Source organism: Pseudanabaena yagii GIHE-NHR1 (assembly GCF_012863495.1).
Taxonomy (GTDB): domain Bacteria; phylum Cyanobacteriota; class Cyanobacteriia; order Pseudanabaenales; family Pseudanabaenaceae; genus Pseudanabaena; species Pseudanabaena yagii.
Genome location: NZ_JAAVJL010000001.1, coordinates 1,792,197 through 1,812,697, shown reverse-complemented (window position 1 = coordinate 1,812,697; position 20,501 = coordinate 1,792,197). Strand labels below are relative to the sequence as shown.

Annotated in this window: 19 protein-coding genes; 15 read left to right on the top strand and 4 right to left on the bottom strand. The window is 41.3% G+C overall.

Translation table 11 applies throughout. The features are described from left to right. Positions 1-71: 71 nt before the first annotated feature. The 3 genes from tsf to HC246_RS08330 all read left to right on the top strand — a co-directional run bounded on the left by tsf (position 72) and on the right by HC246_RS08330 (position 1,965). Positions 72-803: a translation elongation factor Ts gene (tsf, locus tag HC246_RS08340; RefSeq protein WP_211167652.1), complete on the top strand. Its 732-nt coding sequence runs from the start codon at positions 72-74 to the stop codon at positions 801-803. Between the two features lie 173 nt (positions 804-976). Continuing rightward, positions 977-1,585 carry a hypothetical protein gene (locus HC246_RS08335; protein WP_169362980.1) on the top strand — a complete coding sequence of 203 codons (609 nt, stop codon included), beginning with the start codon at positions 977-979 and terminating at the stop codon, positions 1,583-1,585. Between the two features lie 50 nt (positions 1,586-1,635). Next, on the top strand, positions 1,636-1,965 hold the full coding sequence (locus tag HC246_RS08330; RefSeq protein ID WP_169362979.1) for a translation initiation factor: 330 nt from the start codon (positions 1,636-1,638) through the stop codon (positions 1,963-1,965). Positions 1,966-1,995: 30 nt separating this feature from the next. Here the strand turns inward: HC246_RS08330 and HC246_RS08325 are convergent, their stop codons facing one another. Then, positions 1,996-2,223 (bottom strand): Uma2 family endonuclease, encoded by a 228-nt coding sequence (locus HC246_RS08325; protein WP_169362978.1) that lies wholly within the window; start codon positions 2,221-2,223, stop codon positions 1,996-1,998. Between the two features lie 329 nt (positions 2,224-2,552). Here HC246_RS08325 and HC246_RS08320 point away from each other — a divergent pair, with 329 nt between their 5' ends. The 7 genes from HC246_RS08320 (at position 2,553) to HC246_RS08290 (ending at position 10,937) form a co-directional block, all read left to right on the top strand. Further along, the gene (locus HC246_RS08320) at positions 2,553-4,388 is read left to right on the top strand and encodes an NAD(P)H-quinone oxidoreductase subunit F (protein WP_169362977.1); all 1,836 of its coding nucleotides are present in this window, start codon (positions 2,553-2,555) and stop codon (positions 4,386-4,388) included. Between the two features lie 29 nt (positions 4,389-4,417). Continuing rightward, a complete protein-coding gene (locus HC246_RS08315) occupies positions 4,418-5,935 on the top strand; it encodes an NADH-quinone oxidoreductase subunit M (protein WP_169362976.1) in 1,518 nt (505 codons plus the stop codon). Between the two features lie 91 nt (positions 5,936-6,026). Beyond that, a complete protein-coding gene (locus tag HC246_RS08310) occupies positions 6,027-7,343 on the top strand; it encodes a CO2 hydration protein (RefSeq protein WP_169362975.1) in 1,317 nt (438 codons plus the stop codon). Positions 7,344-7,459: 116 nt separating this feature from the next. After that, on the top strand, positions 7,460-7,909 hold the full coding sequence (locus HC246_RS08305; RefSeq protein ID WP_126385063.1) for a fasciclin domain-containing protein: 450 nt from the start codon (positions 7,460-7,462) through the stop codon (positions 7,907-7,909). 476 nt (positions 7,910-8,385) lie between these two features. Next, the gene (locus HC246_RS08300; protein WP_169362974.1) at positions 8,386-8,883 is read left to right on the top strand and encodes a hypothetical protein; all 498 of its coding nucleotides are present in this window, start codon (positions 8,386-8,388) and stop codon (positions 8,881-8,883) included. Between the two features lie 70 nt (positions 8,884-8,953). Next, entirely contained in the window at positions 8,954-9,562 is a 609-nt protein-coding gene (locus HC246_RS08295) for a hypothetical protein (RefSeq protein WP_169362973.1), read from the top strand. Positions 9,563-9,743: 181 nt separating this feature from the next. After that, entirely contained in the window at positions 9,744-10,937 is a 1,194-nt protein-coding gene (locus HC246_RS08290; RefSeq protein WP_169362972.1) for a hypothetical protein, read from the top strand. Here the strand turns inward: HC246_RS08290 and HC246_RS08285 are convergent. After that, on the bottom strand, positions 10,926-12,272 hold the full coding sequence (locus HC246_RS08285) for a class I SAM-dependent methyltransferase (protein WP_169362971.1): 1,347 nt from the start codon (positions 12,270-12,272) through the stop codon (positions 10,926-10,928). The two genes, HC246_RS08290 and HC246_RS08285, sit on opposite strands and share 12 nt — an antisense overlap. Positions 12,273-12,468: 196 nt before the next feature. Here HC246_RS08285 and HC246_RS08280 point away from each other — a divergent pair, with 196 nt between their 5' ends. From HC246_RS08280 to HC246_RS08260, 5 genes are all read left to right on the top strand, one after another. After that, positions 12,469-14,079 (top strand): IS1/IS1595 family N-terminal zinc-binding domain-containing protein, encoded by a 1,611-nt coding sequence (locus HC246_RS08280; RefSeq protein ID WP_169362970.1) that lies wholly within the window; start codon positions 12,469-12,471, stop codon positions 14,077-14,079. 151 nt (positions 14,080-14,230) lie between these two features. Next, positions 14,231-14,995, top strand: a complete 765-nt coding sequence (locus tag HC246_RS08275; RefSeq protein ID WP_169362969.1) for a class I SAM-dependent methyltransferase — start codon at positions 14,231-14,233, stop codon at positions 14,993-14,995. 39 nt (positions 14,996-15,034) lie between these two features. Further along, positions 15,035-16,255, top strand: coding sequence for an acyltransferase family protein (locus tag HC246_RS08270; protein ID WP_169362968.1), 1,221 nt, complete (start codon positions 15,035-15,037; stop codon positions 16,253-16,255). After that, positions 16,248-16,865, top strand: coding sequence for a TVP38/TMEM64 family protein (locus HC246_RS08265; RefSeq protein ID WP_169362967.1), 618 nt, complete (start codon positions 16,248-16,250; stop codon positions 16,863-16,865). Before HC246_RS08270 ends, HC246_RS08265 begins: the two co-directional genes overlap by 8 nt. A gap of 133 nt (positions 16,866-16,998) precedes the next feature. Then, complete coding sequence (locus tag HC246_RS08260) at positions 16,999-18,423, top strand: phospholipid carrier-dependent glycosyltransferase (protein WP_169362966.1); 1,425 nt, start codon at positions 16,999-17,001, stop codon at positions 18,421-18,423. On the opposite strand, the gene HC246_RS08255 is transcribed toward HC246_RS08260, so the two are convergent. Together HC246_RS08255 and HC246_RS08250 are read right to left on the bottom strand one after the other, a co-directional pair. After that, positions 18,372-19,157 (bottom strand): glycosyltransferase family 2 protein, encoded by a 786-nt coding sequence (locus tag HC246_RS08255; RefSeq protein WP_169362965.1) that lies wholly within the window; start codon positions 19,155-19,157, stop codon positions 18,372-18,374. The genes HC246_RS08260 and HC246_RS08255 overlap by 52 nt on opposite strands. Continuing rightward, positions 19,154-20,407 carry a glycosyltransferase 87 family protein gene (locus HC246_RS08250; protein ID WP_169362964.1) on the bottom strand — a complete coding sequence of 418 codons (1,254 nt, stop codon included), beginning with the start codon at positions 20,405-20,407 and terminating at the stop codon, positions 19,154-19,156. The genes HC246_RS08255 and HC246_RS08250 overlap by 4 nt, the downstream gene beginning before the upstream one ends. Between the last annotated feature and the right edge of the window lie 94 nt (positions 20,408-20,501).

Here is a 20,501-nt window from a genome sequence, read left to right as displayed (position 1 = left end):
TTTTCGGCAACGAGCAAAACTCCACGCTCCTCGAAATGTTGCCCTAGAGATCCCAAAACAAGCTTATTAATATGGCAGACATCACAACCAAACAAATTCAAGAGCTACGTGCCAGAACTGGCGCAGGTATCAAAGACTGTAAAGCAGCCCTCGTCGATTCTGAAGGCGATTTCACCAAAGCAACCGAATACCTCAGACAAAAGGGCTTAGCCTCGGCTGTCAAAAAAGCAAGTCGTGCTGCCACCGAAGGTATCGTTCATAGCTATATCCACTTTGGTAGCCGCATTGGCGTGCTCGTCGAAGTTAACTGCGAAACCGACTTCGTAGCCCGTCGCGAAGAACTCAAAGAACTAGCTGATAGCGTAGCTAAGCAAATTGCTGCTAGCCCTAACGTAGAGTACGTAAGTGTCTCCGACATTCCTGCTAGCTTCGTTGAAAAAGAAAAGCAAATCGAAGCAGGCAAAGACGACCTCGCCAGCAAGCCCGCCGCCATCCGCGACAAAATCGTACTTGGTCGTATCGAAAAGCGCCTCAAAGAATTGTGCCTACTCGATCAGCCATATATTAAAGATCAAAGCATTACCGTTGACGAGTTAGTTAAACAAACTGGCGCAAAACTCAGCGAAAACGTCAAAGTACGTCGCTTTGTCCGCTTTGTAGTCGGTGAAGAAGTCGAATCTGACAATGCAGCCGAAGCACCTGCCGAAGCACCAGCACCAGCACCTGTAGAAGCCGCAGCACCTGCTGAAGCTCCCAAAGAAGAAAAGAAAGACAAAAAAGACGACAAGAAGAAAAAGAAATAAGGTTTGTGATTATTTAGAGGTTGCCATCGGTAAGGGACTTGCTATTAATTAAAGTACCTATGGCTTCGACTACGCTCAGCCAACGTTAGCTGAGCGTAGTCGAAGCTAGATAACTTTGCAGCCTAACCTCTAAATGTCTATGACTGTGTTATGCATTTTTATTGATGTGAACTATGGCGATGCTATTGCGTATTGATCAAGACATTCAAGATATTCAGAAGGCGATCGCCGATGTCATCAGTCGGATCGATACTATTCATCTTGAATATGCTCAAGCGATCGCTCAAGCCGCAAAGCAACAAATATTGCTAGCAACCTTTAATTTCTGCACCCAAAAACGTCCCGAAGCATTTCTGGCGCTCTCCCTATCGGAGCGTCAGAAATTGCAAGAGGCTTTGCGTCAAACGATCCAGTCTCTCAGCGATCAGATGCAAAAAACCTTAGAAGAATGCGATCGCGAAAGTCGTACTAATCAGGAAAGCCTTGATCTCCTACTCAGCAAAAGCCTTAACGAGAGTATGGAGACATTGAACCAGCTTTTCGTGAAGCATAAAATTTTAAGTGTTGATGATAGTCAAGCTAAGGATGACAAATCCGCACAAATTAGTATTCGGCTCACAGAAATTGAGTTTACCGATCGCCAAGTGATGTCTTGTCGCGGTGAGTTGCGGGTCTTGTCAGCAAGGCTAACTCATTTGCACAAGGAACTAGAGAAAAAAAATCAACAAAGAACAATCGCTGAAGCCGAACTCGCATGGCGATCGGCATGGATAGAAGCATAATAAAAAAATGGCTTTAGCCATTTTTTTATTATGCTTGACAGAAAAAAGCTATGACCAAAAATCGTGTAGTTTACCGAGAATTCGGCACACCCGAAGAAGACGATGCCGATAATAATGTGGTTGATTTGCCACCACAACAGCAAAATATTAGAATTCAAGCTACCCGTCGCGGTCGTGGCGGTAAGACCGTAACTGAGGTGACAGGCTTTCAAACTACACCCGAAAATCTCGCTAAGCTCACTAAACAGCTAAAAAATCAATGCGGGGCAGGTGGTACGGCAAAGGACAAAGCGATCGAGATTCAAGGTGATTGCGCTCAGAAAATATTGCAAATCTTGCTAGGTTTAGGCTACAAAGCCAAAGTAAGCGGTGGTAAATGATAAGGAGAGGTCGCGTCTGACTTCTCCTTATTAGCGTTTTAGCCAACCAAAAACCTGATTGGGCGTAAGTTGTAAAGCCATCTCATCTAAAACCGTTAAAGCCATATCTCCTCTAGCCAGTAGTAAAGGCTGATCAGGTACAAAAACCATAATCACCTCTTCTTGGCTATCAATTAACCAACCAAGTTGCGTACCTTCGGCTAAACAATCCTGAATTTTGGCAATTAATTTAGTAACGCTTTTGAAACCATAAGCCAAGAACCCACAAATAGGATCAATTTCTAAACCCTATCATAATCAGTACTTATGAAACTTAACCGATCACTCCCATACTTGACTTAACACGTCAATTAGAGGCTAAGCCAAAAAATACTCCTAACCAATACCTAGTAAAGATTTGGAGGTTTTAGCGCATAGTTAATGACATGGTAGAGCGCTGATCAAAAACTACTAAAAAATATGACCCAAGCCCTCTCTTATAGTAACCATAGAAAAATACTGATGAAGCTAGGTATTTTCATTTAGAGATATCTTTGCAATAATCATAGAAATTTAATTATGGTTTTTTGTAAATAAATAGAGTTTATATGATAAACAACTGGCTGGACACGATCTGGCTGATTCCCTGCTATTCCCTGATAGGAGCGATGCTATCGATCATCTGGTTTCCCGCGATTACCCGCAAAACGGGACCAAGACCAGCAGGCTACGTCAATATCTTGATGACCTTCTTCTCCTTTGTTCATGCGATCGCCGCTTTGACCGTAGCTTGGGGACAGCCAGCATACTCACTATCCTTCCCTTGGCTAGCAGTGGGCGGGCTAAACTTCACCATTGACCTGCAAATTTCTGATCTGAATATTGGCGCGATAGTTTTGATTGCTGGCATCAATCTTCTCGCGCAGATTTATGCAGTGGGCTATATGGAGATGGATTGGGGCTGGGGCAGATTCTTTGCTTTACTCGCACTCTTTGAAGCAGGGATGTGTTCTTTAGTTCTTTGCGACTCCCTCTTTTTTAGCTATGTCGTGCTCGAAATCCTCACACTAGGAACCTACTTGCTGGTTGGTATTTGGTATAACCAATCCCTCGTGGTTACTGGTGCAAGAGATGCCTTTTTAACTAAGCGCGTTGGGGATTTATTCCTGTTAATGGGTGTAGTTAGTTTGCTACCCCTCACTGGTACTTGGAACTTTAGCGAGCTAGCAGAATGGGCAAAGACCACCGATATCAATCCAACGACCATTTCTCTTGTGACCCTTGCCTTGATTGTTGGTCCTATGGGTAAATGCGCCCAATTTCCTCTACATCTTTGGCTCGACGAAGCAATGGAAGGGCCTTTACCTAGCACCATCCTGCGTAATTCCGTAGTTGTTGCAACAGGTGCTTGGATCTTAATCAAACTTCAGCCTCTCATTGCCATATCTCCTTTAACCCAGCAGGTAGTCATCGCCATCGGTGCAGCAACTGCCTTCGGCACGGTCTTAATCTCTATTGCCCAAATTGATATCAAGAGATCGCTATCTTATTTGACCAGTGCATTTATGGGACTAATTTTTATCTCCGTTGGTGTTGATGATATTCACAGTGCCTATACATTGATTTTGTCCCATGCCTTAGCGATCGCACTACTATTTATGGCGATCGGCAGCATTATCTCCAACGTAATTACCCAAGATTTGACTTTAAACGGTGGATTATGGAAGCGCCGTCCCATCACTGCTTTGTGTTTCTTAGTCGGAACTCTTGGCTTGATTGCCTTCCCTCCCTTTGGTGGGTTCTGGGCGATGCTGGATTTGATTTCTGGACTATGGGACAAGAACATCGCTCTTGCCGAACTCTTACTATTAATTAATGGACTGATTGCCTTCAGCTTAATGCGGGTATTTGGACTGATTTGGGGTGGTAAACCCAATCAAATGACCGAAAGATCCGTAGAACCCCTCTGGCTCATTGTTATGCCAATGACAATTATGGCTGGTATTGTTTTACACACACCACAAATGCTGACAGATTGGGGCATTATTCCTGACTTGGCAATCATCTTGAAACCTGAATCTTTGCTACTCCTAGGCTCAAGCAGCATGGGACTAGCCGCAGGTGCATATCTCTATCTCAATGAGAAAGTCAGCAAGCCAATTCAACTACCTTGGCAAGATCTGCAACAGTTCTTTGCCTACGACTTTTACACATCCAAACTCTATAAAGTCACAATTGTGGGATTGGTAGATAGCGTCTCCCATGCGATGTCCTGGTTCGATCGCTTCTTTGTCGATGGAGTTGGTAACCTCTTTGGTCTCGCTACTCTATTTAGCGGTCAAAACCTACGCTACAGCACCTTTGGACAGTTACAACTCTATACGCTAACGATCATGGTTGGTATTGGCGTTCTCCTGTTGTTGCTATTCAATCAGACTCTCTAAATCTGGATCTTTCAATTGGACATAAAACTATGCTTAGTGCGTTAATTTGGCTACCAGTAATCGGTGCTTTAGTGATCGCCTTACTACCCCAAAGTCAATCAAAAAAAGGCGCAATCATTGTTGCTAGTGCCATCCTTATCCTCGATGTGCTACTTCTCAAGCAATTTGATACTAATCTTGCGGCTTTCCAGCTATCCGAGAACCTACCTTGGCTCGAAAATATTGGCTTAAACTATAGCCTTGGAGTCGATGGACTTTCCTTGCCTTTGGTTGCGCTTAATGGATTACTCACTTGGTTGATTATTTGTTTTTGCGAAAACCAAATCAAGGAACGCTTCAAACTCTTCCAAGTATTAATGCTATTAATTCATGCAGGGGTAAGCGGAGCTATGCTCTCAACTAATACCCTCTTGTTTGTCCTGTTTTACGAATTAGTATTAATTCCCCTATATCTCATCATCGCAGTTTGGGGAGGTTTACAGCGTAGCTATGCTGCTATGAAGTTTCTCATCTTCACCGCAGTCTCAGGCGTACTCGTATTAGTTGGATTCTTGGCGTTAGGTTGGCTCACTGCTAATCCCACCCCAATCTTTGACTATTCCACCCTGCAAACCCTTTCCTTGCCCCTAGAAGTACAGATTACTTTGCTAGTAGTTCTGCTCTTAGGCTTCAGTATTAAGGCTCCCTTTGTGCCATTCCACAGTTGGTTGCCTGATACCTATGTGGAATCAGCAACTCCAACAGTAATGATGCTTGGTGGAATCGTTGCGAAACTAGGAACCTATGGTCTATTCCGTTTTTGTGTAGGTCTTTTCCCCGATGCTTGGGCACTGTTGGCTCCCTATATCGCGATCTGGGCAGGTTTAGGTGTCTTGTATGGCGCAATGGTGGCGATCTCCCAAAAAGATATCAAACGGATGGTAGCCTATAGCTCGATCGGTCACATGAGTTATATTCTCTTGGCTGCTGCCGCCGCAACACCTCTAAGCCTCATCGGTGGTATTGGTCAGATGGTCAGTCATGGCTTAGTTCTTGCCCTATTGTTCTATCTAGTTGGTGTAATCGAAGAGAAAGTGGGAACCAGAGATTTAGATTTGCTTAATGGATTGCTCAATCCTTTACGTGGTCTGCCAACTACAAGCGCTCTGTTGATCTTAGGTGGGATGGCGAGTGCGGGTATCCCTGGGCTAGTTGGATTTATTGCTGAGTTTCTAGTCTTCCAAGGTACTTTCACAAAATTCCCCATTCCGACAATCTTCTCCATCATTGGCACAGGTTTAACTGCCGTTTACTTCGTAATTTTGCTCAATCGCACCTGTTTTGGCAAATTGGATAATGCTACAGCATACTATCCAAAAGTGAGTGGTCTCGAACAATTACCTGCCCTAATTTTGACTGGATTGATTATCTTCCTAGGAGTTCAACCAGTATGGCTAGTCAAATGGAGTGAAAAGGCAACAGTCAAGATTGCTGAGCAGGTAGAAGGTAATATCCTTGTTTCCCAAAATCTAACTGAATCTTTGTCATCTCCTCTCATTAAAGACTAATGAACTAATTACCTCAATTAGCTTCTGAGTCACCATTGAATGCAAGGTGCTCTCTTAATACAGGAAAGATCAATACAGGAAAGATAAAACTATGACAGCTACTTTAGTGCCACCAGCCACAAAACTACCTCCATCCACACATCCCTATGCCGATGTCATCCATCGATTAGAAGCAGGTGGCTCTATGCTACCTGACACGCCCGAAAACTTAATGCAAATAATCGGACTCTATAAGGCTTATGCCGTGCCGATGGATTTCTATTGGCGTGATCTGCTCTACATAGCGGAACAGGTATTTCTAGAGCCACTTCCTGCATTTAAGTACTTTTTGCCTCAGGAATACCTCGATTTACGTAATCACTATGCAGGTGATGATGCTGATTGGCGCTTTTGGCGTGGTGAGGCAACAGCTCATCCTGAGTTGTTAGAGTTTATGTCTAAGGGAGAACTGAATACGAAAATCCCAAAGCTCTTCCATCATCTCTATCACGATCGCATCAACATGGAGTTTGCCGAAGAATGTATGCGAGCAATGTTCTGGCATCGCAATATGGGTGGTGAACTAGAGCCTTATATGGATTCGGAGGAATATCGCCAAAATGCCGATCGCGCTATTCGGGCATATTTTAAAAATAATCCTGTCATGTTGGGGCTATATAAACTCTTTCCTGAGATGTTTTTAGAGCAATGCCGTCAATCCACTATGACCTCAGTTTTAGGGCTGTTCTGGGAAATCATGGCTCCTGTGTTTTTCGAGATGTCCGATATTTACGATGAAGGTGGCTTTAAAGGTGTACCCGATGCGATGAATTTCTTGGTAAACGGAATTTTTGCGATCGCGGGTCGTCCAATTTACCATCGTGTCAATATTCGAGGTGAGTGGTTTGACATTGTGCCTAAATCTAAAGGATTTACTTGGCTATATGAGGCAGCCTTCCCCTATGTTGAAGCGGTGTTTTATCGTACTTCTCCCTTCCGTGGCACAAAGTCCTACAATGCTCAGGCTAATGAAGTTCCTAAGGATCAGAATGATTTCCACTATGGGATTTTATATGCAGATAAATTCCCTGTAGGTTCAGCAGGCATCCCTCCAACTCTGTTACATCAAGACATGTATCACTTCTTGCCTCAGTACCTAGTGGACTACTACAAGCAATTTTGTCGTGGTGAAGATGACACCTTGATTCAATTAGGCGTTAGTTTTCAGAGATCGATGTACAACGTTACTTCAGCCGTAATTCAGGCAGGTAGAGCTGCATTTCTCTATCCTCTGGATGATCCTAATCCTAAGCATCTCTTGGCCAATCGTCATTATTTTGAGGGACAACTGAATCGCTTCTGCAACCCTAAATACGGCATGGATAAAGCTGCGAGAATTGGTATGGTTCAAGATCAAAACTATCGTTAATTATGCTCAGACCATAGAAATTCTTTAAAAGTGTAGTTTTACAACACTTTTAAAGAATTTCTGAGTTCAGTTTTAGGCAAAACACGCTGTAAGTAATTCAACCTCAGAAAATAACTATGACTACAATCGTTGATATCGCTGTTAATAATGAAGGCTTCTCTACCCTTGTCACCGCAGTATCGGCAGCAAGTTTAGTAGAAGCATTACAAAGTCCAGGACCTTTTACAGTATTTGCTCCTAATGATGCGGCTTTTGCAAAACTCCCTGCTGGCACAATTACTACCCTAGTTCAAAATATCCCTCAACTAGCACGTATTCTGACCTACCATGTAGTTGCAGGCAGGTATAAAAAAGAAGACTTAATCGGCATTAAATCTCTCACTTCCCTTGAAGGTTCTCAAATTGATCTTGATATTTCAGAGGAAGGGTTTGAGGCAAATAACGCTACGGTAATCGCTGCGGATATTGAAGCAGATAATGGTGTTATTCATGTAATTGATACAGTTATGCTGATGCGCCCCCATTGGTTTTATCCAATTATGGAGTCGGGCAAAGTCGGCGTATAGCGGTTTGTTTTACTTACAGCAAAATCCAACTTAAAAATTTTAGAACTTACGCAAGTGGATGTGGTGCGGGCTTCGCCCACTTCACATCCACTCAAAACCAGAGAAAAAACTGGGGCGCACGCCGCGTGTGCGCCCCAGCTTTTTTATATTCTAAGCAAACTTGTATAGATAATTCAAATAAGAACTACAGCTTCGACTTCGCTCAGCTAGCTTACACCGATGGCTGAGCGGAGTCGAAGCCCCTCTGCAAATTATTTAAAACAACTATATTTCTATAGCAGTCTTAAATCTTTTGTAAATTTTTGAGTTTTGTGGAAGCGCACCCTGAAGGGATGCGCTTCCACAAACAATTTAGGATTGCTATAATTTGTTGAAATTAAATGCAGGATGGGTAAGCGATCGCATAATCCATCATGAGATGTCATTAATTTAAATAATTTGGTTTAGAGGAGTTTCTGAAATTAAGAGCAATTGTTATGACTATAGAAAGCCTTCTCACACTTTATAAGTTGCCCGTTCTGCTGTTAATGATTTTGACTCCTTGGATCGCTTATTACATTTGTGTACTCATTCCAGGTACTAAAGAAGAACCTTTTGTATTAAGCGTAAATTTAAGTCTTTCTGCCTTTGCTGCTATGGTCTTTGCTGGTTATATCGCCTATGCCAGTAACACAGGAGGATGGGGAAGAATAGGCAAAGAAGCCGATATCCTCCTATTATTATCTGCCCCATATCATGTAATTTGCTCAATTATTCTTGCGAAGAAGCGCTTACCCCTCAACAGGATTCCTGCGTTTAAGTTTATTCAGGGATTGATGTTGATGTCATTGGTTTTCATATTCTTTTCGTGGATTTCTAATCGAATTCATTTCTATTTCTTCTCATATATTCCCTTCAATGTATTCTTGATGGTCTTAGGGGTTGTTCTGTTGATAGGATATATCGGATATACCAAGGTCTTTGGAGAAGATTAAGACAATTTTTTGTAACATTGATGTTTATTGATGTTGGACGCGGGCATAAATTAAAAACTGGTGGCATTTTATGGCACTCAAAATTGGTAGGGTTGAAGTTGGGCTGCGGTTATTGGTCTCTTTCACGACCATCGCGATCGCCTATGGATACTTAGGTAGTTACATCAGTACATTAATCACTGATCGTAATTACCCGATCGCAAGTTTATTATTGGGTTTAGCCGTTGCGGGAATATTTGCCATACCGCAGAGTCTGGGTGGACTACTTGCCGCGATCGCATCGGTGATAATTGTCTATTGGCAAGCTAGTCTGATTCCCAGCCTGATCACCTTGGGTGTATGTCTAGTACTGTACTGGTTAGGTTTTGCGGATGTTGGTTATAGTGCTGAGCCTGACAAAAAACTTTCGATCATTGAAATTCTCTCGACAATAGTTACTTTTGCCCTGTCGATCGCCTTTACCATTTCCCTATTTCAAATTCCATCAAGTTGGATTGCTAGTTTAGCGATCGGGTTACTCGCTGCGACGATCACCCTGATTGGTAAGCAAATCCAGTACCTCGAATTAAGCACTATTAAAAATTTCATCATTCTGGGCATCCTTACAAGTAGCAGTCTCGCGATCGGCTTTGCGATCAGAGCCATCTTTTACACCCCTAAACCAACAGATTTTCTGTAACTGGTGAAGCCCTTTGCACCTTGCGAAGCAAGGCAAAATGGTAAAAATCGCTTTGCGATTTTTACCATTTTGCTCTTTGTTGAACTGACGTTATGTAAACTTGCATTTCAATCTTTTGGAGCTTTTGGGCAAAATTTGGGGTGTACTTTACACTGCATTTACACCTGTCTAACTTGTAAATATGACTATGACTATCTCTGCGGTAAAACAAGATCTAAAACAGGTTTTGCTATGGATTATTTTATGGATTCTTGTACCCTTTGGCATTTATTTCTGTTCTCATCTTGTCCACCCAGATTGGTATAAGCACTTTGTCTATCAAGCCTCAGGACTTTTGCAAGGGCGGCTCGATCTGTTTAATTTACCTGACTATTATGTGGATTTAATTTACTGGAAAGACAAGATTTATCTGCCTAATCCACCCTTGCCATCAATTTTACTGATGCCTTTTGTGGCGATTTGGGGCATTGCCACAGAACAAATTCGAGTATGTATGTTGTTTGGGGCTGTCGATGTCTTTTTAGTATGGATATTATTGGGGCGGATGACCGTGCAAGGTGCTATACGCGTCGGCTTAACCATTCTTTATGGCTTTGGGACTGTGCATTACAGCGCAAGCATCATTGGCACAATTTGGTTCTACGCCCATGTTGTCGCTGAGTGGGGAATGTTATTAGCCTTGGTGGAGTTTTTTGGGAAGCGAAGATTTGCGCTGATAGGATTCTTTATGGGGCTTGCCTTTCTCTCACGTCAAGCTACCGTTTTGGGATCGCTATTTTTCTTAGGTTGGCTAGTATGGGAGCGTCCCGAAAAATGGATTCAAAAAGGCATTAGCTTTGGAGCAGGTTTCACACCACTTTTTTTATTCCAATCTTGGTTTAACTGGGCAAGATTTGGCGATCCGATGGAGTCGGGATATATGCTGCAAAACTATTATTCGTCAGTGCAAGCACCTGCCATTGATAAGTATGGTTTGTTCAATAAAGCCTATATTCCTAAGCACATCAAGCTGATCTTTACAGAAATGCCTGAATTCTTACCGCAGTTTCCTTTTGTGCGCCCAAAACCAGAGGGGATGAATATCTGGCTAACGACACCTGCATTTTTTGCTCTATTTGCGGCTAACTGGTTTGATGTATTTGTGATTTTGGCGGGATTATCAGCATTTTTAATCTCTCTGCCTGCGATGATCTATACCGCAACGGGTTGGGTGCAGTTTGGCTATCGCTATGCCCTCGATTATTTACCATTTCTATTTGTAGCGATCGCCAGTGGTCTACAAAGAATGCCTCAAGCATTGGCATGGGTATTAATTGCTTTATCTGTGATTGTCAATGTATGGGGCGTTTATTGGGTAGTCAAACTAGGATGGTAATTCAATGAGAATAAGGTGATCTAAGACGAGTTCATTTAATAAAAACTTGAGTTCATCTTGAGCTTGGCGATCGCTGAGTTTGCCAACTGGTGCAACTGAGCCACCGATAATAGTCGAAACTTGGCGATAGGCTTCCAATCTGGGTTTGTGGCTACACCAATAGGTGACAAGCTCTGCAAATTTACAGGGACGCTGCCAGAGAAATCGCAAGCAAAGAGTTACTGTGAGCGCATCAAGATGAGGTCGATGTAATTTTTGCAGGTTGGGATCGGGGCGCATTTGGACGATCGCTTGATCGAGGGTTTGAAAAAACAGATCTGTTCGCAAAGCAGGATGCAAATGTATCTTTGCTGAATTCCACATCCCTTCTGACCATTGACTGATCTCTACATATTCAGGTGATCGCCCTGAGTGCCCGCACCAAATATCCAATAGACGGTTAACGGGTTGCAGCAGTTCAAAGGCATGGAGATTTTGCTCAGCCGTAGCCTTAGCCAAAAATTGAGTGAAATGCTCTGGCATTCCATTGGGAAATATATTTTGCCAACGCCAGTCCGCAGGATTGATCATGCTCACAAATTCTAAATTTGCCGATTGCAGCATTTGAAAAACATCTGGAATCGTAAAGCCCTTATCTTCCTGCATCACATAATTCATCAATACAAAGCCAAAGGATTTATCAGAGGGAGTCCAAGTACTTGCTTTGAGCATTGTTCCATCGCCTAAGGCTTCCATAATTGCGTAAATTTGCCTGTACTCTGTTTCCGTAGGATTACCGTCCAGAAATCCTAACAATTTGGCAAAGGTTTGGGCGCGAAAAAAATCGGCTCGTTGATACAGACTATGGACATTAGTTCGTAATAAACCTTCAGATTTGAGAACTGATCGCATCGCTTGCAATCCTTCTGCTGGTTCAGTCAAAAAATAGAGCGTGTCTTCGCAGTTAATATAGTCAAATTCGATCCCCTGTTCTTCTTTGAAGCGTGGAAGCTCAGCGATAGGCAAATTATAAAATTCGGCATTAGGGAAACCATGATAAGTAAGGCGATCGCTTGCCAATTTTAAAGAAGCCTCCGATAGATCGATGCCCACAATTCGCGCCTTAGGATTTGCCATCGCTAATGCCAAGGTGGTTACGCCCGAGCCACATCCAATATCAAGGATCGTCAAATCTTGGCGATCGCAAACCCGTTGAGTTTTGGCATACCAAGCCGTTACAAAAGAATGCAAAATCAAACCGCGATCGCCATCTCCCCCCATTTGTGATGCAGGCAAATTAGGATAGGGCATTAAGTCAAATTGCTGACGAATTTTTTCATTTGGGTCAGTTTTCATTCTATTTAAAAATAGTATTTTGCACCTTATGCTATATCTTTAGCATAAACTTTGAAACTATAAAATAAACGAATGTAAATTTTCATAAGTTGATAGAATATCTACAAAAATTAGAAGTAAACAATGTAATTCTATCTACGCAACGTGAAAAAGATTTGTTAAACTAAGCTATCACTTTTCCAAGCACCTAACCCAAATGCCTTGCCCTTTATGCGATAGTACACAATTAAAAAAATATGGCAAATTACCAAATGGCTCTCGAAAATATGTTTGTCAAGTTTGCAATAATATTTTTATAGATGGGATCGGGGAAATATGCTGTAACCCTGAAATTAATTTTCTAAGATTTAAAAAGAGAAGCATTAGAGAAATAGTAACTTCCCAATATTATCGACATGCTTCTAATTTGAGATATTTAGTATCAAGGATTAATCACACACTAGAAAAAATCAATGAGATAAAAACACTAATTTATGAAAATATAATCCTAAGATTACTTGGATATATTGTTTTAGTTGTTTCTACCATTTTCATATCCATCGTTATAGCTCTTGTCAATACATATAAACTATTTCAAAAATCTAAAGATTATATCCTCAGCTATATCTCAAATTACAAATTTTGGCATGGATTAGCAATAATTAGTTTTTGTGCAACCATCACATTCCTAGTTTCTTATTCCATAAGTGGCAATTTAGATGGAAGAAGTGGTGCAATGTTCTATATGCAAGCTGAAGCCTTGTTACAAGGTAGAACTAATCTTGATGTAACTTGGACTCTCGATCTAATTCCATTTGATGGCAAGCTATTTCTAGCAATCCCACCCTTAAATGGCTTTTTGATGTTACCATTTGTCCATTTTTTTGGTGGAAGATTTACAGAAACAGTCTTTTCTCTAGTTTTGTATTTTCTTCTAATTATTGTTCAGTTTATCTATGTGGAAAAATTTGCATCATCACAAAAAAATAGTCAACGTAGACTACTATTTATCTTTTTAACATTAGGAACCATGATTTTCCCTTGTGCAGTAATAGCTTCATCTTGGTTCAATGCTGTATTGGGTAGTTGTTTATTTCTTTCTTTAGCTTGGATTACTCTTTATTATGCTCAAGGATTAAAACAAGATATATTTGCCATTACTTTACTAGCGATCGCTTCAATTGGGCGATTTCATTTAGCAGTAATTTTTCCAGCCTTTATTCTCAAAGCTTGGTTTAGTCGTTATGCAGGGAATATTAAAGCACTAGTTGCCTTATGTGTCCCAGCCGTTATGTTTATTATTTTTGTAGCTTGGTGGAACTGGGTGCGTTTTGGCAGTCCATTTTCGATTAAGTATGAAGAACTTCTCTATGCAGATTTTTTCAAGGAAAATATTCAGAAGTATGGATTCCGTAATTTAATCTATATTTTCCCAAATATATACCACGGCATTATTGCTATCCCCAAACTAGTTACTCAATTTCCTTTTTTCAAGATTGATGATATGGGTAATGGTATTTTGGCAATTAGTCCTTTATTCATCTATATTCTGAGGGATAAAAATAGAAGTGATTCTTGGAAAAATTTTGCTTGGTTATGTATGGCAATTATTGCAGTACCTATATTCACGCATTGTTCAACTGGTTGGCAGCAATTTGGCTATCGTTACTTTTTAGATTTCTTTCCATTTGCCTCTTTTCTATTGCTGAAATCTAGGGTTAATCCTACCCACTTACTTCCACTCACCTGCATCCTAATTTCCCTTTGGTTTAATATGTTTGGTGCAGTTCTATTCCTAAATCCCGAACTATTTGGCGCTCAATCTTAAAGTTTAAAGCGCTATAAAATTTCTTATGTCTAAACTTGATATTTCTAAGTTTAAACTCCATAAATATCCATGTCCCATATGTGGTGGAGCAAATTATAAAAAACTATATTCGATACAGGGTTTTGATATTGTGAGATGCTCGGCATGTAGCATGTCATTTGTTAATCCTAGAATTAGTAATAACTATCTCTTTGATATTTATCGTCATGAATATTTTCATCGTAAACAAGATGGATATAATGACTATGAAAGTATTGCTAATTTAAGAATTAAAACCTTTGAGAAATGGTATAGAGATCTTGATCCATACTGCATAAATAAAGGAATCGCTCTAGATATTGGTTGTGCCGCAGGATATTTTCTTGATGTTTTACAAGAACATCAATGGCAGGTCGAGGGAATAGAACTGGAGCATCGTATGTATGATTTGCTTATTCAGAAGGGATATACCATCAGTAATGAACCTCTAGAATATTTCACTGCCGCACATCAATACGATCTGATCACGATGTTTGATGTAATTGAACATTTGCCTGAGTTACAGAAGGATTTTGCGAAAATTAGTAGTTTACTTTCAGATCAAGGTATTCTTGCAATTTCCACACCTAATATCGAGAGTCTCCAATATAGAATTTTTAGAAGACGATGGTTTCAGTTTAAGCCTGTGGAACACTTATATTACTTTTCTCCTTCAACATTAAAACGACTGGCACAAGATCATGGGCTACGGGTAGAAGTGATGAAAAGATCTGGTCAATACTCAAATATACCCTTTATTGTCGATAGACTAGAGCATTATGGATTTTATAATCTGGCAAGATTATTTAGTCTGATTGTTAAATTATTTGGTTTGGACAATCTGAATTGGTATGCTGATACTGGAAGTATATTTGTTATTCTTCGTAAAGTTGAGTGAACTAAAAATGTAATTAGAAATGTAATAAGAATGTAAATAATGATCACATTACAAAGGTTTCTATTTCTCTCAAAAAATATATTTAATAGGGGAATTGGGTTAGAGGAGAATAATGAGAAATCTCATGTTGCGGTAATGGATGGTTTACGGGGAATTGCCATTCTACTAGTATTTATTTTTCATGTTTGGCAACTATCTTGGCTGGACTTTACAACAGTATTGAATAGTCCTGTATATATAAACTTTATCGCCCGCTTTGGATTTCTGGGAGTTGAAGCCTTCTTTTTTATCAGTGGATTCTGTCTCTTTTATCCCCATGCGCGCCATTGCTTCGAGCAGTATCCTTTGGCTTCATGGCAAGACTATGCACGTAAACGAGCCTTAAAAATTTTGCCGTCCTATTTGTTGGCAATCCTGTTAGTTCTGGTCTTGTTTGAGTGGGAATTTCCTAAAGAGCAATTGTCTTGGCATTTAATCTCTCATTTCCTCTTTATCCACAATCTTTTCCCTGAAACCCATTACTCGATTAATGGAGTATTTTGGTCTTTAGCCGTGGAGGTACAGTTTTATCTGATCTTTCCTGTAATTGCAAAATTTTTTCGTGCTAGACCTCTACTGATTACGGGCTTGATGACAGGTATTACGATCGCCTATCGTCAATATATTGTGACAACGCAACATGGTAGCGGAATGTTAACCCCATACCTCAGCCAGTTGCCTGCTTTTTTAGATTTATTTGCGGCGGGAATGTTAACTGCCTATATTTTGGTGTGGCTACGTAATTACGAAAATATCAAGCGTTATATGCCATTCTTTTCGATAATTATGCTTTTAGGCTTGACGGTCTTTGTTTTGCTGATCAGAGATGTGGGTACAATGGCAAAGATGCATGATGGCATGATCCTGTGGCAAGCCCGCTATCGATCGCTGATCGGCATATCGCTAATGCTTGCGGCGATCGGAGGACATTTTGCTAATCCTTGGATGCAAAAGATTTTGAATAATCGCTTTTTAGCATTTTTCTCGTTGATTTCTTATAACCTATACATCTGGCATCAGTTTATTGCGGCAAAATTATTTAATGCCCGTTTCCCTGAGCCAATAACGCCTGATCCGCATGATGATCCGCAGTGGCAAGTAGCCTTTACGATCTTTACTATGGGCTTAGCAATTGTGATTGCGACCTTGCTCACTCTATTTTGGGAACGTCCTTTTTTACGTCAGAAACTTAACTTTTTGCAGGCGAACCAACGTGAATAAAAAACTGCTGATTGGTATCTTTGCTCTGACTGTAGTTAGTGGCTGGATTACCTTTACCCATATTGATGGACTGAACCAGATTCAAGATATTGTCCAAGATGCGGGGATTTGGGGCTATGTCATTTTTGTGATTGCCTATGCGATCGCCACTTTACTGATTTTGCCTGTGACCGCTTTTAATATCGCAGGTGGAGCACTCTATGGCAATGTCGAAGGACTATTACTGACATCCCTAGGAGCCTTACTTTCAGCATTACTGGGTTTTATATTGGCGCGATCGCTGAAGTTTAGCGCCGATGATGAGCGTTGGGCAAAGATTAGCCAAAATCTTGTGGCTGGTGGTATTGCCTACTCCTTTGCAGCAAGACTATTGCCGATCATTCCCTATGGAGTGGTGAGTTTTGCCGCAGGATTGAGTCCAATCAAGCGTCGCGATTATTTACTCGGGACTTTACTGGGTACGCCATTGGGAATTGCTCCCTTTGTGTTTTTGGGGAGTACAGGGGTACAAATGGGAACTAGTCATGATGTGTTACCTTTATTGGCTAGTAGCATGGGGCTAGCGGTACTGATTGTAGTGGGTACGTGGTACAAATCCAGCCAAAACTGATCCCAAATTACAGCGCTCAGCGCTCAAACCCAAACTAAGAAACTTTTAAAAAAGTGTTGCTTTGCAACACTTTTTTAAAAGTTTCTTAGGGTTCGTTTAATCCAAAAAACTTTGTGGGTTCTACAGAAAGATTATGCAAAATTTAGAGAATAGCCTCAGTAAGGATATTGATAGTATTGAGCAAAGCCGATCGCAAGGATGGGATTGGTATTTGGTCGCGGGAAGTTTAGGGATTTTGGCGATCGCCTTATTTCTCCATTTTTGGCAGCTAGGTACAATCCCCTATCCTGTATTTGATGAATCTCTATTTGGTCAATATGCCAAGGAGTATCTAGAGGGAAATCCCACTTGGGAAGGGCATCCACCACTCGGCAAATACTTCATCATGTTGGGGATTTTGCTATTTGGGCAGAATGAAATTGGCTTCCGCTTTTGGGATGCGAGCTTTGGTTCGATCCTGCCCCTATTGGTAATTGGGTTAGTCTATCGCCTCACTGCCAAACGCAATTTTGCACTCCTTGCAGGTTTATTTGTATTTAGTGATGGTTTATTTTTAGTCGAGTCGCGTTTAGCCTTACTCAATATCTTTTTAGTTTCCTTTGGATTAGTTTCCCAAATGTTTTTGGTGTCAGGTTTAGCTCATCAAGGCAAATTACGCACCCTATTACTCTGTTTTGCTGGACTGATGTTGGGGGCGGCGGCTTCGGTGAAATGGAATGGCTTAGGATTTAGTCTATTGGTATTTTTATTGCTGTTGCTTGTAGGTGCGATCGCTAAATTCTTCCCACAGCAACTCTCTAAACTAGGTGTTCTGGCTGAAATTACCAAACTACATTGGTGGCAATATCCACTATGTTTTGTGGTGATGCCGATCGCTTTTTATTTAATCCAGTGGCTTCCTTTATTTATATTGAATCCGGGAGTACCCTCTGGCGAAAATATCTGGCAATCAATAAGTGCATTTCCCCACTTTCTCGTGGCAATCCATCAACATATTCTCTGGTGGCATTCCACTGACATTGTCACCAGCATTGACCCTGCTCATCCTGCCCACCCCTATTGCTCATCAGCAATTTCTTGGGCAGTTTTAGCGAGACCAGTGGGTTACTATTTCCAAAATAGCAATGCATATTTTGCAGTAATCCAAGGCTTGGGTAATCCTCTGCTGTGGTGGTTCTCAACCTTAGCGATCGTTGGTATCACACTTGGCTCCATTGTGCCAAAATTACAGAAATCCACGAATATTGGCAGCAACAACTATCTACTATTAGGATATTTTGCAAATTATGTCCCTTGGCTTATCGTCAAGCGCTGCCTCTTCCTATACCACTATATGTCTGCGTCAATTTTTAGCTTTATCGCCCTCGCATGGATAGTTTATCAACTGCTAGAACAAAAGGGGAAACTCCGTTATCTCGGCTATGGCATTATTGTCACAGTTGTAATCAGCCAGCTCTTCTTTCTGCCACTTTGGTTGGGGCTTCCCATCCTCCCCAAAGATTTCTATCAGCGCATTTGGTTTATGCCAGACAGTTGGTCAGGTTTTAACTGGATTTGAGCCGAGTCCCGACAGGATTGCTTGAGTTGCCAACATTCCCAAAACATCTTGAGAATAACTTTGATATTCGCACCTGTGGCAACACCAAATTTGCGTGGGAAATGCTGCACGGGTAACTCGATAATTGGTGCAATATTCTGTAATTGCTGTAACTTCACCAGAAACTCAGCGCTAAATAAAGCACCATCGGATTTGATCGGTTTTACGGCTTGATAAATGTTGCGGGGAAATAGTTTAAAGGCACAGTCAATATCTTTGACCTTCAGTCCGAGCACCCATTGAATGAATAGGTGATACAGCCAAGCATTAAGCGATCGCACAAATACATCCGCCCGTTTCGCCCGATAGCCAATCACGATCTGTGAGGTCTGAGAGTTGTCGATATATGGCATAAACCGATCCAGATCGCTAATGGCAAATTGACCATCCCCATCGGTCAAGAAAATATATTCATTTACCGCTTGATCAAAGCCACTGCGTAAAGCTGAGCCATAGCCCAAGTTGCGAGGATGGTTAATTAAGCGAATCCTTGCATTTTGTGAGCATAACTGGTTAACGATCGCTTTAGTTGCATCGGTGGAGCCATCATTCACCACTATAATTTCGTAGGGAATTTGCCGATCGCTTAAATAATCAACAGCGTTGGCAATCACCCGACCAATATTTTCCGCCTCATTATAAGCAGGCAGTACTACAGACAGAGATAGAGAATGGGTCATAGGTGCATAGCTCATAGTGCTAACTGTTTGCTTGGCAATGGTTGCGATCGGAATGTGTGGGAGAGAAGCACTAAAAACAAAATTATGTTTAAGGCACTCATTGAGTAGATTAAGCCCTGAAAGAACATTTCAGGGATGGTATTAAATAAAGCTTCATGGTTATAGCGCAGATAAACATAACCCACATTTACGGCTCCCGTCAGGGTAAAGCCCCAGTAGAGCCATTGCACGATGGGAAATATCGCTAAAGCGATCGCCAAAAAAGCTAATCCATACAACATGTAACGTTCGTGCATTCGCGTCGGCAACATAAAGAATCCGATCAATAATGTGGCAACGGCGATCGCCTGAGTCTCAAAATGACGCTGTTGATAGAGAAATATCCCCAACCACACCAAGAGGATTCCCAAAAAGGCTAGACCAATTACCTTATAACTAATTCCCAAAAATTGCGTATAGTCCCGTTCCCAGTTTGCCCATCCCCAGATATTAAAGGCATTGACTGAGGCAAAGTCATAATAATTCGCTGTGCTTTCTAAGCGTTGATAGAGTAATACAAATGGCGTAGCCAAACCATATGCTTTCACTCCATAAAATGGCAAGATCATTAGCCAAATTAGGGTTAATCCACCCAAGGCGATCGCCACCCATTTCCACCAAGCTTGGCGAAACCATTGGGACAACAATAAAAATGGAGCGAGAAATAATCCTTGCGGTTTCATAATCACCATCACCGCAATTAATAGTCCTGACCTCACCAGATAATTTTGTTGAATTAAATAAAAAGCTCCTAGCATCAAAAAAATCATCACCTCATCTACCTGCCCCCATATCGCCGACACAAATAGCATCAAGGGGTTAAAGGCATAGATGAGCGCAACCTGATAAGCCCTGTCTACCGTGGTGTGAGGCTTGAGGATTTGAGCAATTAACCACGCTGCGCCAATATCCGCCAATATAGGTGGTAACTTAATCATCGCCATCAGTAATAACCCATCGCGATGACTCAGAGTTGGATCAAAAACCTGATAAATCTTGCCGATCAGCCACAGCACATAGAGATAGGCAGGCGGATAGTCACAGTTGGAGTAACCATAAAAATTGGCTAAACCTTGCTGGACTAAATCTAGTGACCAAGCCTTAAAGAGATTCATGTCAATCCAAAAGGCTATAGGAAAACTAATTAATACTAGATGTAAAACTAAGGCGATCGCTAATCCTAGATAAAATCTTGGCGCATCTAATTTGAAAGGGGATTGAGCCATATTGGTCATTGGTGGCTCAGAAAGCTGAGCAGCATCTTGTCACTAGACAAGTAATATAGCAAAACCCCAAAGGGAAAGGCGGCGCTTCTTGCCG